This window comes from Nitrosomonas communis, assembly GCF_900114745.1.
Taxonomy (GTDB): Bacteria; Pseudomonadota; Gammaproteobacteria; order Burkholderiales; family Nitrosomonadaceae; genus Nitrosomonas; species Nitrosomonas communis_A.
This window is the reverse complement of record NZ_FOUB01000005.1, coordinates 32,854-48,044: the sequence shown is the minus strand read 5'-3', so window position 1 is coordinate 48,044 and position 15,191 is coordinate 32,854. Positions and strand designations below refer to the sequence as shown.

The 15,191-nt window shown below is 48.0% G+C and carries 15 protein-coding genes; 7 read left to right on the top strand and 8 right to left on the bottom strand.

Translation table 11 applies throughout. The annotated features are described in order from the left end of the window. Positions 1-2: 2 nt before the first annotated feature. From BM122_RS03470 to BM122_RS03455, 4 genes are all read right to left on the bottom strand, one after another. Complete coding sequence (locus tag BM122_RS03470) at positions 3-1,358, bottom strand: peptidoglycan-binding domain-containing protein (protein WP_256211859.1); 1,356 nt, start codon at positions 1,356-1,358, stop codon at positions 3-5. 233 nt (positions 1,359-1,591) lie between these two features. Further along, on the bottom strand, positions 1,592-3,379 hold the full coding sequence (locus BM122_RS03465) for a hypothetical protein (RefSeq protein ID WP_074903685.1): 1,788 nt from the start codon (positions 3,377-3,379) through the stop codon (positions 1,592-1,594). Between the two features lie 58 nt (positions 3,380-3,437). After that, complete coding sequence (locus BM122_RS03460) at positions 3,438-4,817, bottom strand: hypothetical protein (protein WP_218151975.1); 1,380 nt, start codon at positions 4,815-4,817, stop codon at positions 3,438-3,440. Then, entirely contained in the window at positions 4,772-5,446 is a 675-nt protein-coding gene (locus tag BM122_RS03455; protein ID WP_074903681.1) for a hypothetical protein, read from the bottom strand. Before BM122_RS03455 ends, BM122_RS03460 begins: the two co-directional genes overlap by 46 nt. Before the next feature lie 471 nt (positions 5,447-5,917). Between BM122_RS03455 and BM122_RS03450 the strand changes: the two genes are divergently transcribed. The 7 genes from BM122_RS03450 to pncC all read left to right on the top strand — a co-directional run bounded on the left by BM122_RS03450 (position 5,918) and on the right by pncC (position 10,891). Further along, complete coding sequence (locus tag BM122_RS03450; protein ID WP_074903679.1) at positions 5,918-6,517, top strand: riboflavin synthase; 600 nt, start codon at positions 5,918-5,920, stop codon at positions 6,515-6,517. A gap of 10 nt (positions 6,518-6,527) precedes the next feature. Next, on the top strand, positions 6,528-7,643 hold the full coding sequence (gene ribBA / locus BM122_RS03445; protein ID WP_074903677.1) for a bifunctional 3,4-dihydroxy-2-butanone-4-phosphate synthase/GTP cyclohydrolase II: 1,116 nt from the start codon (positions 6,528-6,530) through the stop codon (positions 7,641-7,643). A 49-nt stretch (positions 7,644-7,692) separates the two neighbouring features. After that, complete coding sequence (gene ribH, locus BM122_RS03440) at positions 7,693-8,172, top strand: 6,7-dimethyl-8-ribityllumazine synthase (protein ID WP_074903674.1); 480 nt, start codon at positions 7,693-7,695, stop codon at positions 8,170-8,172. Positions 8,173-8,182: 10 nt separating this feature from the next. Next, positions 8,183-8,680, top strand: a complete 498-nt coding sequence (gene nusB, locus BM122_RS03435; RefSeq protein ID WP_074903672.1) for a transcription antitermination factor NusB — start codon at positions 8,183-8,185, stop codon at positions 8,678-8,680. 61 nt (positions 8,681-8,741) lie between these two features. Beyond that, on the top strand, positions 8,742-9,713 hold the full coding sequence (thiL, locus tag BM122_RS03430; RefSeq protein WP_074903671.1) for a thiamine-phosphate kinase: 972 nt from the start codon (positions 8,742-8,744) through the stop codon (positions 9,711-9,713). Next, on the top strand, positions 9,694-10,239 hold the full coding sequence (locus BM122_RS03425) for a phosphatidylglycerophosphatase A family protein (protein ID WP_074903669.1): 546 nt from the start codon (positions 9,694-9,696) through the stop codon (positions 10,237-10,239). Before thiL ends, BM122_RS03425 begins: the two co-directional genes overlap by 20 nt. A gap of 139 nt (positions 10,240-10,378) precedes the next feature. Further along, positions 10,379-10,891, top strand: a complete 513-nt coding sequence (pncC, locus tag BM122_RS03420; protein WP_074903668.1) for a nicotinamide-nucleotide amidase — start codon at positions 10,379-10,381, stop codon at positions 10,889-10,891. Here pncC and BM122_RS03415 read toward each other — a convergent pair. The 4 genes from BM122_RS03415 to BM122_RS03400 form a co-directional block, all read right to left on the bottom strand. Beyond that, positions 10,880-11,494, bottom strand: a complete 615-nt coding sequence (locus tag BM122_RS03415) for a YqhA family protein (RefSeq protein ID WP_074903827.1) — start codon at positions 11,492-11,494, stop codon at positions 10,880-10,882. The genes pncC and BM122_RS03415 overlap by 12 nt on opposite strands. 142 nt (positions 11,495-11,636) lie before the next feature. Then, entirely contained in the window at positions 11,637-12,524 is an 888-nt protein-coding gene (gene sucD, locus BM122_RS03410; protein WP_074903667.1) for a succinate--CoA ligase subunit alpha, read from the bottom strand. 11 nt (positions 12,525-12,535) lie between these two features. Next, a complete protein-coding gene (locus tag BM122_RS03405; protein ID WP_074903665.1) occupies positions 12,536-13,717 on the bottom strand; it encodes a malate--CoA ligase subunit beta in 1,182 nt (393 codons plus the stop codon). Between the two features lie 47 nt (positions 13,718-13,764). Next, on the bottom strand, positions 13,765-14,715 hold the full coding sequence (locus BM122_RS03400; RefSeq protein ID WP_074903664.1) for an HpcH/HpaI aldolase/citrate lyase family protein: 951 nt from the start codon (positions 14,713-14,715) through the stop codon (positions 13,765-13,767). Between the last annotated feature and the right edge of the window lie 476 nt (positions 14,716-15,191).

Genomic DNA, 15,191 nt, shown 5'->3' with positions numbered 1-15,191 from the left:
ACTTAAGAAGAGATCAGCTTTCGAAGTGGCCAGACGCGGGCTGGGGTGTTATAGCCGACGTTCTTCCGGTCCTTCACCGCCTGCCACCACCCCTGGGTCTTGGTGGTGATGCGCTGGTCGAGGGTAGTGGTGACATCGTCGTCAATGTCCGAGCTGAATTGGTCGAGCCAATAGATCTTCCCGTCATTGCCGGTCTTGTCGATTAGGAGCAGCACGCTGTGGTAGCCGTCCATAATAGAGAGACCATAGGCGTACCAACAACCCTTGACTGTCGACAGGTTGAGCACTGCTTTCTGCACGCTCTTCTTGAGACGCTCCGGTCTCAGGGTTCCCGCAGTCTTGTTGCGGCGATCGAAGAAATCAATTGAGATTGCCGGTCTGGCGAAACCCGCCGTGCGAAGCTGTGCCATTGCTTTCTCGATCGTCTCGGTGGTGAGCGCTCCCATTTGCACCTTGCGGCTGCTCTTGCTCCGGGCTTGGGACTCTTTCGTCTTTAACTTCAGCAGCTGCCCTAGCGCCACGTTGAACATCACGATGCAGGAGGCACGATCGACGCTGTTGGCCCCGGCCGCGATGGTATTGTCCTGATAAACCTTCCTGACTCGCTCGACGTCCGCGCCCTTGAAGCAACGGGTCCAGCGCCGCGCAGGCTTCTCTTCCTCTAACTCCATCGCCGAAACACTAATTGGGCGCCTTGCCGCGATCTGCTCCGCGATCGCCGCCAGTGAGGCATCACGACCTACCTCCCACTCCCCCGGCCAGCCATCGAGGGCTCCGTCGGAAAGCATAGTAATTTCAGGATCGAGCGTCTCTTCCCACTCCGAACCTAACCATTCCGGCTCGGCCTCGGTCATTTCCTCGGCATCTTCGAACTCATCGCTGAACGTCTCCCATTCGAATTTGAATTCTGCAGCTGGGTTTGTGCTAGCGGGTTCGGCTGGTTCCGGCATGGCAGGCTCAGCAGGTTTTGTAGCGCCGATTCCTGATAATTTTCCACTTTTCGCTCCTATCAAAGCATCCTTGGATTCCGGCCCCGCGATGCCATCGACTGGCAAGCCCTGTTTCTCTTGAAAACTGCGCAAGGCACTGCGTGTTGGCACATCCATGATGCCGGTAACTGCCAAGCGCAGATTCATGATTTGATTCAATGAACTCTGCACCCACCGCACATACTCGCTGCCATGACGTGGACAGTTAGGCGCTGGACAGGTACAAACATGGGGTGCTGTTATGACGCCCCCAGGCCAGCGCCTATACTTCCCAAAAGGTTTATGAAATGGATAATTACCACGAGATTTAGGTTGGCTTGATGATCCAGGCCTTCGGTAAGCAGCAGGTCTAAGTCCGGCTGGACGCATGGGCATACGTTGGTCCCTTCTGATTTTGGCTTTCCATTCCGCCTCACCTAACTCTGTGTCGAATCCAGCGCTTGTTTCGTACTCGTAATCCGGCTTCCCCCCCGGTTCCCAAAAGCTATAGGTTGCCTCACCCTCAAACCCATTCATTTCGAAGGCATCGCCAACGATTTCGGGTTCTAGATTCAATGCATATTTCATAATTGATCTCCTTCAGATTTTAATCCGAGTTGCAATCATTTCCGATCAATGCGCAGACGGTTCGCCATTTTATTTGTCAATGATGCATACGCAGTCCGCCGAGTATTAGCCAAACGTTGGATAGGACCGGTAACCCTATTTCTTGGCTGCTGCGTAGCCAGTCGTTTTTGGAGCAGTAGGGATGGCTGTGCATAACGCGCTTCCGCTGTGCGGGTATCGACGGTTTCCGAAGTCAGATCGACCCCTGATACTGCATGGTATGCATGCATATAGCGCTGAATTTCAGGCCGCCAGTCACGCGCCCAATTTCTAGCTTGTTCCTGATCGTTAGCAGCGATCCAATCGCCATAGCGGATAGAGAGTAAAATCTGTTCACCATAAGTCCCAAGTTCGTGGAAATGGGTGATTGTGACATCCGTCCAGTCCTGTAGCCGTTTCATGTCATCCACAGCCCCCATCCACGTTTCTTGATACGGCACCGAATAACGGCCCCGCAGAAATTCCTTCATCTCGGGCCGCGCCAGTATCCATTGCATTACCAGCATCTCGTGGCGTGCGGTCCATGGTAGATCGCCGAACTGGTTATGTGCCCCCTCGGCGAGGATGATATGAACTTCCCTCAGGGCATTGAGTAATGAGAAGGCATCGGCGGTGACAGTAGTGTCATCGTCTTCACGATAGAACATCGCCGTACGGTAAAGCAAGTTATGAAACGCCTTGATGAACTGCGAACGACTATCGGCGGAATCCAGTATGGGCACGGCTTTACCTACAAGGGTAATCCCGTATTGATTGTCGTATTCATAGCAGCGGCGTTGAATGCTTAAGCGATTAGGCTCATCCTGAATGAATCCCCAGAAGAGATTATTCAGAGGGCGCAAAGGATCAAGCGCTAGATTTGCCAGTGGATCTTGTGCATGCCGCTTCTTGTTTTGAAAACGCAGAGCAATGGCATTCATCGTTTGCACCAGCATGCCTTCCTCGTGCCAATAGGACCAGATAAGTTCCAGGAGGCTCGGACAGCTAAGCCGATGTTGCAGAATATTATTGCAAAATGGTGATCCCTCTGATTCGTCTACAGTGCGTGAATTCAACGAAGGAAGGGCGCTGACGATTCGCTTCAGATAAGGCAGCGCCCTGCCACTGACATTGCCTACGGTAGCTTGAAGATAATTTTCCAATTCTCCCTGGATTGCTCCAAAGGTAACTGGGTTACCCCGTGCTTTTTCTACTGGTACGGTATCATCGCATTCTCGGTCTCTAAAGCCACTGGGAGTAGGAACGACAAACCGCCCGGTGTTAGGATGTCTCGTGCCTTCGACCACCACTCCGCTTTCAAACAGCAAAAAGGCTTGTGTTGCCAGTTTTAACAGTTGGTAAGCTTCGACGCCGTATATACCGGGTCGGGCGAGCAATTCGTCGTGCCTCTCCGTAACTGAAGGTGATCCAATCGAGCCGGCTGTGGGCGGGGGACCTAGGCTAGATATGGTAGCACCAGTGAAATCTGAACATAACTCAGTGGGGCAAGTTGCTCTGCCTCTGTCTTTGGAATCGCAAAGCACCCGATCAATAAACTCAGCATATCGCTCAAAGCTGATTGCATTCGTTCGATCCCGGATCGCTGCCCAGAGTGCCTGATCTTCAGTTGGCCGTCCCGCAGCGCGTTGCAAAGTTGTGCTTGTTTTTCGGACGAATCCGCCGTCGAAGAACTCCATCGCTTTCTGCACCAGGCCACTGATTTCAGGTGATACTTTTATATCACTATATGTTCCGGTGGAATGGCTAACTCGGATGGTATCTTTATCAATATCATCTTTTTCCATAATATTTCTCCTCAATTAAAATCAATTACATCCCTAGTGCTACACCATCCTAGGTTCATTAACACGCCTTCGATGGCGGTTGGGCTGTCTCAGGCGTTACACAGGCTGTATTGGCCTTCAATGTGCTATACACTGCCCAATAGGTCAGAAGCTTGCCCAAAATTGCGCTCTCCTGTTCCGGACTCATCCTGCCATCGGATCGTGCCTGCCCAATCACCGCAAATACCAAAGTCGGAGCAGTGCGATACATTGCTGCGGGTGTCCGCTGCCAGTGTTCAAAATAAGCATTTAAACGATCAGGTTGACGATTGGCGGTATCCATGACCTCTATCAGCGACTGGCCATGCAAGCTTCGAGGCTGATGGTGAATTAACAGGTCAATGAACTCAGGGATCCCGGCTTCAAGCTGATTAAGCAAGCTATAACCTGCCGTATCCAAGGTTGCCTTTGGATAAAATGACTTCCAGAGTTGGGCCAGTCGATGCCATTGCGGATGAGGATAAAGTGCCTGCCCGATGGCGCAGCTCAGGATGACCCTGATCCAGGGGAAAGGATGGGAATCATTCATATTCATGCGAAAGACAAAAGCCCGTGGCAGACTTACCACCCCCATCAAGCCAAGGGTTGAAGTCACCCCTACCCTGGCAACCGACCAGAAATCCGCAACAATTTCCGATATCCACCGTTCCCAATAACGCCAAATGCTATCCTTGACCTCACGCTCCTGCTGTTGCAATACGACGCGAAGGGAGTTGACGAGATTCAGCAGCGCCGCTGCTTGGTGACCAACCTCATGGATTAATGATGAGGCAATGCCACTGCCAATCATCCGCTCACGCGGCACCCGAATCACGGCCACCGGATTTTCTCCACCACCCGGCAAGCGGGTCCTGGCCCGGCGGATCGCCGCACCCGAACCACGATCTAAATAACAGATCACGGGAGGAGGCACATAATAATCCTCCAACCTCAAGGCATCTGCGGCCACGACATCTAGCCCAGCCAACCTGATACCAGTTTCATATTCACTGCGTTGCGTCAAGGCATCTGCAAAAATATCAAGCTGTGAAAGTGTTGCGTTGAAGCGTAACCGCAGTAAACTCAAACGTTGCTGCGCCTCAACTGGATGGGTGCTCTTGTCGTCCAGGCCTTGCAGCCAATGCAAGTAGGTTTGTACCTGCAACTGCAATGCATGCCGCCCCGCCATCAGATAGCGATCGATCGCGCTTTGAGCCGATAACGAGAAATTTGCCGCCGGCACAGTTGACTCGGTCAATACAAACGGTTTTACCTGAGCCAGCCGAACTAGCATGGCACGAGCCTCCTGCATCAACATCCAGCGCACATAAGCAGGTTTGTTCACCATGAGTGACACTCCAATCAATGCAATGACTACTTGACGCCGTACAGAATGATCTTGCTGCCCCGCTTGACCCAACGCCCGCTGCGGCCACTACCCGGCAGCGACATAGTAGACATGGACGTAGTGAAAGGGGCAGGGCGTAACAGGCCAGGCGCATACTGCTTGGCTGATGTTATCGCGGCGGATTTTGCCGCTACTTTTGAATCGATATTGGACGGAGCATCGGCCGCTTGCTCTGCCGCCGTACTGGCAAAACGTACGAACTGTTTTGCCATTTCAAACTCCTGATCTTCTTCGCTTAGCCCTTCCAGCTCCATACCATAGATTTCGTTTCCAGCTTCTAGCAATTGACTGGCCAGCGCACCGCCTACAGGACCACCAAACGCTGTGCCTAGCATCGGCAGTGCTTTTTGCGCAGCACTCTTCAGAATGCCCTTCAGTGCGTGTCCGGTCGGAGATTTAATAAATTTACCTACCTTGCTTCCGATTTTTTTGAACAACTTTCCGAAAAACTGATCGAGTTCTGCTTCATCTGTAATACCCAGCAATTCCGCTGCCAAGTCCATTTCCTCGGCTTCATCGAGTATGCCTTCCATATCAGCATATTCAAATTCACCGAACTCATAACCAGCTTCAGATTCCATCTCTGGCTCATATTCCATCTCTGGCTCATATTCCATCATTGTGCGATCAATATCATGCATGGCTTAGTCCTCCAATTTTTAGGTCCCCGTTACGCATCGAGTTATGGTCAAATCAGTCATCCAGTTTTGCGTTAACGTGTTTTGGTTTCGTTATCGTCAGGTCAACCTGTTCAACTTTGGTTACCTTCACTATAGATATATGCAAAGATCGCGCCAGAAATGAGTGTTGCCAGAGCACCCGTTTAAAAATTAGTTAACAGATTGAAAATAGGATGAAATAATTGATCGATCTGAGGTATGACATGGAAAAGGAACTGTAAAATTTGGCGAAGTTAGCTTCGCCAAAGGCAATAAATGCTCCTTGGGAGGCGAAAAATATTTCGGCAAGATAGGTGGCGTTAAAAAAGCTGGTGCTAGCCGTATGTTCTGGGCAATTTGAATTGAAAAAAACTTTCAGGATGGCGTATGCTGGTGATTGCGTCGCCAAGAAGCATAATCAAGGCGATGGCTCTCAATGTTAGGAAAATAAAAATGTTTACAGGAATCATCGAAGCAATCGGAGAAATTAAACAACTTACCCAGAAATCGAATGCAATCAGCCTGCAAATTGAGCCAGGCAAGCTCGAGATGGGCGATGTCAAAGTGGGCGACAGTATTGCAGTAAATGGCGTGTGCCTGACAGTAACTTCATTAAGCAATCATCTTTTTACGGTTGATGTGTCCGAGGAGACTTTGCATTGCACATTTGGCCTGGATAGAGTAGGTAATGATGTTAATCTGGAAAAAGCAATGCGCTTAACGGATAGATTAGGCGGTCATCTGGTCAGTGGCCATGTGGATGGGATTGGTGAAGTTACGAAATTCGAGCAAGTGGGAGAAAATTACTTGCTGGCGATCAAATCACCGCCATCGCTGTTAAAATATATCACAGTAAAAGGATCGATTACGATCAATGGTGTCAGTTTAACCGTCAATCGTATCTGTGACGATATCTTGGCAATCAATCTTATTCCCCATACACTAGCTGAAACAAACCTGAAACATCTTAAACCGGGTGAACGATTAAATTTGGAATCGGACATGCTGGCGCGCTATGTAGCGCGTCTGATGGAACTCTCTTCTGGAAGATAAATTAAAAAATATGGCAATTAGCACTACCGATGAAATCATTGCAGACTTCAAAGCCGGGAAAATGGTTATTCTCATTGACGAAGAAGACCGTGAAAATGAGGGTGATCTGGTTTTGGCTGCTGATTTTGTGACAGCAGAAGCAATCAACTTTATGGTTAAATATGGCCGCGGACTGGTTTGTTTAACACTGACCGAAGAACGCTGCCATCAACTCAAATTGCCAATGATGGTTTCGGCTAATTATTCAGTCCATGGCACCAACTTTACTGTTTCCATTGAGGCGGCTAAGGGAGTCACGACAGGGATTTCTGCGGCTGATCGCGCTCGTACTATTCAAGCTGCTGTTAAAGCAGATGCCAAACCCGAAGACATCGTGCAGCCTGGCCATATTTTTCCGCTCAAGGCCCAAAAAGGAGGCGTATTGGTACGCGCTGGTCATACCGAAGCAGGGTGCGATCTGGCGCATATGGCAGGATTGACCCCTGCTGCAGTCATCTGTGAAATTCTGAAAGAAGATGGTGAAATGGCGCGCCTCCCGGATCTCATTGAATTTGCCGCCAAGCATCAACTCAAAATTGGCACCATCGCGGATCTCATTCATCATCGCAGTCTCACCGAAAGCTTGGTCACACGTGTGGCTGAGCGACCCGTTCAAACGACCTATGGTGAATTTCATCTGACTGCTTATCATGATAAAACGGCTAATACTATTCACCTTGCCCTGGTAAAAGGCATACTTCATCCCGATCAAGAAGTGCTCGTTCGCGTGCATGAACCTTTATCTGTCATTGATGTTCTGGATGTCAATGATCGGACGCATTCCTGGAGCATCAATGATGCTATGCGTGCCATTGCTGAGGCGGGGCAAGGAGTGATCGTACTGTTGCATCGCAAAGGCGATGCAGCCATCTTGACAGAACGTCTTTTGCAAAGCAAAGCACAGTATCATGATCAGCCCAAGACTGATTTACGGGATCATGGCATTGGTGCACAAATACTAAAAGATCTCGGCGTAGGTAAGATGCGTTTGCTTGCAACACCCCGCAAAATGCCCAGCATGACAGGTTTTGGCCTTGAAGTGACGGGATATCTGGAAACTCGGAATAAACTAACTGCTTTACAATAGATCCAATCTTTTTATTTTTTTAACTATTAGCACCCTTACTGGAGTGATCATGGCGTATTATGACAATATCCCAGAAGTTGAAACCACACTCGTTGGGGCCGAACTTCGCATCGGCATCGTGATGAGCCGCTTTAATATTGAAGTAGTAGAAGGGCTACTTGGCGCTTGCACTGCGGAATTAACGAGGCAGGGTGTTAAAGGACCCAACATGTTATTGGCTACTGTACCTGGTGCATTGGAAATCCCGCTAGCATTACAAAAAATGGCCTTATCCGATCAGTTTGATGCTTTGATTGCATTAGGAGCTGTCATACGAGGCGATACCTATCATTTTGAAATCGTCGCCAATGAATCAGCCAGGGGCTTAATCACCGTGCAGCTCGATACGGGTATTCCTATAGCAAATGGCATACTCACGACTGACAACGGTGATCAAGCGCTTGCCCGCATGACCCAAAAAGGAATAGAAGCTGCACGCGCAGCGATTGAAATGGCCAATCTTCTGGCAAAATTTGATGAAATAACCTAAGAACACATTCATGGCTGCTGCACAATCAACTTCACATTCAAAATCTGGCTTTAAATACAAGAAACGTCGTCATCTTTCGCGCGAACTCGTGCTACAAGGCATTTATCAATGGCGGGTCGCTGGAAGCGATGCTAGTTTCATCGAGACACAATTACGTGATACCAGCCTTTTTCCCAAAATAGATGAATCTTTTTTTTCCGAATTACTTCGCGGTGTACTTAAAAACGCAACCATGCTGGAACAACACATACAACCCTGTCTTGATCGTTCTCTGACCGATCTCAGCCCTATTGAGTCTTCTATTCTTTTACTCAGTACCTATGAGCTCATTTATCACCTGGAAATTCCTTATCGTGCCATTATCAACGAAGCCATCGAACTCGCTAAAACATACGGGGGAACCGACGGCTACAAATATGTGAATGGGGTGCTGGATAAGCTCGCAGCACAATTACGCACCATTGAAATTCAGTCGCTAGCCAAGAAAAAAATTGAACCGGCATCCTAAGTTTCTTTCTTCCAGTTTTCTGATATATCCTTCATGATAACCTTCATTCCACAGCCTAATCGTGAGTTCCGAGTTTGATATTATCCAGCGCTATTTTACACGACCGACTCCCCGGGCGATTCTTGGCGGAGGCGATGATGCTGCGCTCATTTCCTACACTGCGACGACTGATTTAGCTATTTCTACTGATACACTGGTAGTCGATCAGCATTTCTTCGCCGATACTGATCCTTGCAAACTCGGTCACAAAGCGTTAGCGGTCAATCTCTCTGATATGGCAGCAATGGGGGCCGTTCCCCGTTGGAGCACACTCGCACTGACATTACCTGCCAATTTGGTTAACATGAATAGTGACTGGCTGGAAGCATTTACAGAGGGCTTTTTTACGTTGGCCAACAAGTATCAAGTGGAACTCATTGGTGGTGACACCACCTGTGGCCCGCTTAATATAGGTATACAAATCATGGGAGAAGTCCCCAAAGGTAAAGCCTTGAGAAGAAGTGGCGCAATACCAGGAGACGACATCTGGATTTCCGGGCATTTAGGCAATGCTGCCTTAGCGCTGGCTCATCTGCAACAACGCATCACTTTGGCTCCAGAAGAACTAGCTGTATGTTTACCTGCACTTGATATGCCTATAGCACGCGTCGAACTCGGGCAACGATTAATTGAGCTTGCGCATAGCGCTATCGATATTTCCGACGGATTGCTGGCTGATCTTGGGCATATCCTGGAATGCTCCCATGTGGCCGCCACGATCCATGTAGAAAAAATAGCATGTTCATGGGTCATGCAAAAATACTTATCTTTACCACTCGCGATTGACTGTTTACTAGCAGGGGGAGATGATTATGAACTCTGTTTTACTGCACCCGAGATAAAATTTGCCGAAATAGCGCGATTATCCCAGGAATTGACTATTCCCCTTACCCGCATTGGCAAAATATCCCAAGGCGAAGGATTGCTCCTTCTGGATTCAAACGGCAACGCGATCACATATGAGAAAAAAGGCTATGACCACTTCCTTACCTGAACCTTATCAATCTGACCTCAAGCTTTCTCGTTTACAGCCTGATTTAGCGTTTGTTCATAGCCGCTTTGCCCACTTTATCGCATTTGGTGCTGGAGTAGGATTAATCCGGCTGGCGCCTGGCACGTTTGGAACACTGATTGCTTTTCCATTATTCTGGTCCCTGAATTCGTGGTTCGAACCGATCGCACTGTTACTCGCTATTGATATACTGTTCATTCTAGGTATATGGGCGTGCAGTATTACTGGCAAAGTTTTGGGCGCACCGGATCATCCAGGTATGGTATGGGATGAAATCGTGGCTTTCATGCTGGTGCTTTATTTCATTCCCAATCATGTGCTATGGTATAGCGCTGCATTTATATTGTTTCGTTTTTTTGACATACTTAAACCTCCTCCTATCAAATATTTTGAGCGCAAGTTACGCGGTGGCTTCGGTGTGATGTTTGATGATTTACTGGCAGCATTCTATACTTTACTTTGCCTTGCGGGCTGGAAGTCACTGGTATTATTTGAAAGTTACTTCTAATTTCATTTCTAAATCATACCTGACTTTGTCGGCTTCACCTTGCCGTATTATTTATACTGTCTGCGGCTCACCTTCGCGCCATTTTTGAATGAAATTGGTGAAACGCAGGACTGCGATTCAAATTTCTAGAGGTGATTTTATGATCGATGATCAAATGCTGCTAACTTATGCTCAGCAGTTAGGCGAGGCGCTTACTGAAAGAGGCTTCATGCTGGTTAGTGCTGAATCATGCACAGGTGGTTGGATAGGTCAAGCGGTGACTGCCGTTGCGGGGAGTTCAGCCTGGTATGATCGTGGTTTTATTACCTATAGTAACCATGCTAAGCAACAAATGCTCGGAGTCCAACCTGCCACTCTGACTCAATATGGTGCAGTATCCGAACAAACTGCACAAGAAATGGCATTAGGCGCCATTAAAATGAGTGATGCTCAGCTAGCAGTGGCAGTAACTGGCATTGCCGGCCCGACAGGTGGATCGAAGGAAAAGCCTGTCGGGATGGTGTGCTTTGCTTGGGCATCCAGGCAAGAATTCGCACTCAGCAAAACTCATTTTTTCTCAGGAAATCGTGAAGCAGTAAGACGGCAATCTGTTGGGACCGCCTTACAGGGTATTCTCAAACTCTTAAAGGATATTCCCCCTTCACTCGCTTGATTCTGTACTGTTATGCAGCGTCGCCGCCATTAGGCGATCTGTAAAGGCAATTGCAATTGCGGATAGCAAGAAGGCAATATGAATACCTGTTTGGGCAATCAATGTCTTTTCATCATAGGCACTGGCATTGATAAAAGTTTTGAGCAGATGAATAGACGAAATACCAATGATGGCGGTGGCGAGCTTGATCTTTAATACCGAGGCATTAACATGCGACAGCCATTCAGGTTGGTCGGGATGACCTTCCAGATTCATGCGTGAAACAAATGTTTCATATCCGCCAATAATTACCATGATCAGCAGATTGGAAATCATTACTACATCAATCAAGCCCAGCACTACCAGCATAATCGCTGTTTCAGTAATTTTCATCGGCACGTCGGCCTCTTCATGCGAAACGATATGCAGAATATGCTTCAGTGATTCTTTGTCACCCATCATGGCGCCTAGCAGATCGGTCAATTCTACCCAGAAATGAAATACATAAATACATTGCGCCAGTACTAACCCTAGATAAAGCGGTAATTGCAGCCAGCGCGATAAAAAGAGAAAGCGGGCTATTGCTGAAATTCTTTTTTTGTCAGTCTTTTGATTAATGTCCATAACTTCAGAAATTACTTCAATTTTGCGCACGATAACGTGCATTTATTGTATAGATGCTGATAACAAATTTAAGAAAATTGACCAGACTTATAACACAGTAATTGCAAAGTCTGGCCAGTAAGCTGAGAAAACAATATTTAACTTATAATTTAGCCAATACTGAGGCCACCGTTTGTCCCATCAAGGACGGCGTTGGACAGATGGTGACATTCAGCTCTTTCAGCCGTTCCACTTTTTCTGCAGCACTTTCACCCGCAGAAGAAATGATTGCCCCTGCATGCCCCATACGTCGACCGGCAGGAGCCGTCAATCCGGCAATATAGGCTACGAGCGGTTTGCTCATATTCTCTTTAGCAAAAATACCTGCTTCCACTTCCTGGGGTCCACCAATTTCACCAATCATCAGCGCTACTTTAGTTTCAGGATCCTGTTCCAGCTTTTCTAACACATCACGATGGGAGCTGCCAATAATTGGATCACCGCCAATGCCGACAGAGGTCGAAATACCGATACCCAATCGCCGCATTTGATCGGCAGCCTCATAACCCAGCGTGCCTGAACGGCCAACTATGCCTACATTCCCTCGTTTATAAATATGACCAGGCATGATACCCAGCATAGCGCGCTCCGGGCTAATCGTGCCTGAACAATTCGGCCCTGTCAGCATCATTCTTTGTTCCTTGGGAAAACGGCGTAAAAAACTCTTGACCGTCATCATATCCTGCGTTGGGATACCATCTGTGATAGAAACGCAATACTTGATACCCGCCTCGGCTGCTTCCATGATCGAATCAGCGGCAAATGCCGATGGTACAAACACGATACTCGCTTCGGCACCGACTTGTTCAACGGCTTCTCTCACAGTATTGAAAACCGGCAGCCCCAAATGCGTTTGGCCACCCTTACCTGGGGTAACGCCGCCCACCACTTTCGATCCATATTCGATCATTTCCTGCGCATGAAAGGTACCAATTCTACCCGTAAACCCTTGCACAATAATGCGTGTATTTTCGTTAATTAAAATGGCCACTCTGTTCTCCTTTAACCTTGTTTTGCAACCATTTCGTTGCGTGCCCGAACGACTTTTTCTGCTGCCTCTGCCAATGTTTCTGCGGTAATGATCGGTAAACCACTGTCGGCAATGATTTTGCGACCTTCTTCGACGTTCGTCCCAGATAAACGTACCACCAATGGCACTTTCATATCGATATTTTTAACCGCTTGCACGACGCCTTCTGCAATCCAGTCACAGCGATTGATTCCGGCAAAGATATTGACCAGCATGGCTTTGACGCCTGCATCAGCCAATACCAAACGGAATGCTTTTTCTGTTCGCTCAGCTGATGCACCTCCACCTACATCCAGAAAATTGGCAGGCTCACCGCCTGCCAGCTTGATCATGTCCATAGTAGCCATCGCCAGGCCAGCACCATTGATCATGCATCCAATATCACCATTCAATCCTACATAGCTCAGACCAACCTCTGCCGCGGCAACTTCGCGCGAATCAATTTGTGTTGTGTCGCGTAATTCGGCAATTCGATGGCGACGGAATAAGGCATTCTCATCGAAACTCATTTTTGCATCCAACGCAATTAGCTCGTTGGTTTTAGTCACGACCAGTGGATTGATTTCCAAAATATTGGCATCCAGATCACGTAAAGCACGATAACATCCCTTGATGGTTTTAACCGCATGGTTGAGCAAGTCTTCTCCAAGTCCTAAGGCAAAAGCCATGGTACGCGCTTGAAAATCCTGCAACCCTACTGCTGGCTCTATATGAATTTTAACGATTGCTTTGGGATTGGTGGCAGCAAGACTTTCAATTTCCATACCACCCTGGGCAGAGCCCACCATAATGACACGCTCATGGCTGCGATCTATCATGAAAGATAGGTAGAGTTCTCGGGCAATATCAGTACCCACTTCGATATAAAGCCGGGTGCACAACTTACCAGCTGGACCGGTCTGATGGGTCACTAACTTCCTGCCCAACAGCGCTTCGGCTGCCGCCTCCACTTCATCATTGGTTCTACAAACTTTGATGCCACCAGCCTTGCCGCGTGCACCAGAATGAATCTGTGCCTTAATTACCCAAACATTCCCGTCGATTTCCCGACTGCGCTGTACTGCTTCTTCCACCGTATATGCCAAGCCACCTTCGGCTATCTTGATACCATACTCCGCCAGAATTTCTTTTGCCTGATACTCGTGAATATCCAATGCCTACCCCTTCTATTTAATAAACTGTTCCAAAACCTGCCTTCTGACTATTTATTTTTGGCAGCAATTGCCTCAGCAGCTTTCACAATATTGTTAGCCATTCTTTCCGAAGCCGCATCAATTAAGCGGCCATCAAGTGAAGCAGCACCTTTACCTTGCGCCGCTGCTTCTTTCAATGCCGCCAGAATACGCTTGGCTTTTTCAATTTCAGCTGGAGGCGGGGTAAATACCTCGTTGGCCAATGCAATTTGACTCGGATGAATCGCCCATTTTCCCTCGCAACCGAGAGCCGCCGCCCGTTTGGCCGCTTGCTTATAACCTTCAGGATCCTGGATATCACCGAATGGCCCATCGATTGGTCGCAAGCCAAAAGCACGACAAGCCACTGTGATGCGACTGATGGCTGCATGCCATTGATCACCAGGATAATCCGGATTCAGTCCGCCGATATTGGTAGTGCGAGCGCGATTGCTGGCTGCATAATCTGCCACGCCAAAATGCAGCGCTTCCAGTCGCCCGTAAGTGCCATTGCGCGCGATATCCTCAACATTCGCCATACCCAGCGCAGTTTCGATCAATGCCTCAATGCCGATTCTATTTTTCAGCCCTTGCTGCATTTCCAACTGATTAAGCATGGCTTCAACCATGTAAACATCTGCGTAAACGCCCACTTTGGGAATCAGAATGGTATCGATTTTGTGGCCGGCTTGCTCAACCAGATCAACGACATCGCGTACCATGAATTGCGTATCAAGTCCGTTAATGCGTACTGACAGCGTGATGCCATGCCCTTTCCAGTCCAGATCGTTAATCGCCTGAATGATATTTTTACGGGCCTGTATTTTATCGTCTGGCGCAACGGCATCCTCCAAATCCAGAAAGATGAAATCCACCCCGCTTTTCAGCGCCTTTTCAAACATTTCTGGACGTGAACCTGGCACGGCCAGCTCGCAGCGTTGCACGCGCTGAATCTTGGTTTCATACAATGTGTGACTCATTTCTCCTCCAATAAATAATATAAATCGATAGGTCCGTAGCGCTGAATCAAAAACAGGAAGTGGAAGTGATGAAACATGCTTAAAATTTTTTCTTTTGAAGCAAGCGGCGATGGGCGTAAAGCAGATTAATGACTGTGTTCGTTTCTAGCGATCTTTGCACGTTCAAGCTGGTATTTCCGGCTAAGCAGTTTGTATAGTGGTTTGATTTATGTGTAATTATACCACTGGCTGGGGCTGGATTTGAGTTAGTCTCCATTAGATGAAAATTATTCGGTTAATAGCGAGATGTTGTAATAAAGCCTGATGATGAGAATTTGCAGTATTACTTTTTCAATAACAAAGGCTTATAACACACATTTATTTACAATCTGATGTTACGCAGCCCCACGCTGATAGCGTTCATTGCCGGCATGAAAACAAAGTATTTAGATTGATACACGGATTTTTTGATCAGTACTACCGACTACGCAACGGCG

Excerpts from the sequence above, each read along its gene's own strand:
- BM122_RS03425 (WP_074903669.1), top strand. The coding sequence starts at position 9,694 with ATGACCACTTCCTTACCTGAACCTTATCAATCTGACCTCAAGCTTTCT.
- BM122_RS03400 (WP_074903664.1), bottom strand. The coding sequence starts at position 14,715 with ATGAGTCACACATTGTATGAAACCAAGATTCAGCGCGTGCAACGCTGC.
- nusB (WP_074903672.1), top strand. The coding sequence starts at position 8,183 with ATGGCTGCTGCACAATCAACTTCACATTCAAAATCTGGCTTTAAATAC.
- BM122_RS03465 (WP_074903685.1), bottom strand. The coding sequence starts at position 3,379 with ATGGAAAAAGATGATATTGATAAAGATACCATCCGAGTTAGCCATTCC.
- ribBA (WP_074903677.1), top strand. The coding sequence starts at position 6,528 with ATGGCAATTAGCACTACCGATGAAATCATTGCAGACTTCAAAGCCGGG.
- BM122_RS03470 (WP_256211859.1), bottom strand. The coding sequence starts at position 1,358 with ATGCGTCCAGCCGGACTTAGACCTGCTGCTTACCGAAGGCCTGGATCA.
- BM122_RS03455 (WP_074903681.1), bottom strand. The coding sequence starts at position 5,446 with ATGCATGATATTGATCGCACAATGATGGAATATGAGCCAGAGATGGAA.
- pncC (WP_074903668.1), top strand. The coding sequence starts at position 10,379 with ATGATCGATGATCAAATGCTGCTAACTTATGCTCAGCAGTTAGGCGAG.
- BM122_RS03450 (WP_074903679.1), top strand. The coding sequence starts at position 5,918 with ATGTTTACAGGAATCATCGAAGCAATCGGAGAAATTAAACAACTTACC.
- BM122_RS03415 (WP_074903827.1), bottom strand. The coding sequence starts at position 11,494 with ATGGACATTAATCAAAAGACTGACAAAAAAAGAATTTCAGCAATAGCC.
- ribH (WP_074903674.1), top strand. The coding sequence starts at position 7,693 with ATGGCGTATTATGACAATATCCCAGAAGTTGAAACCACACTCGTTGGG.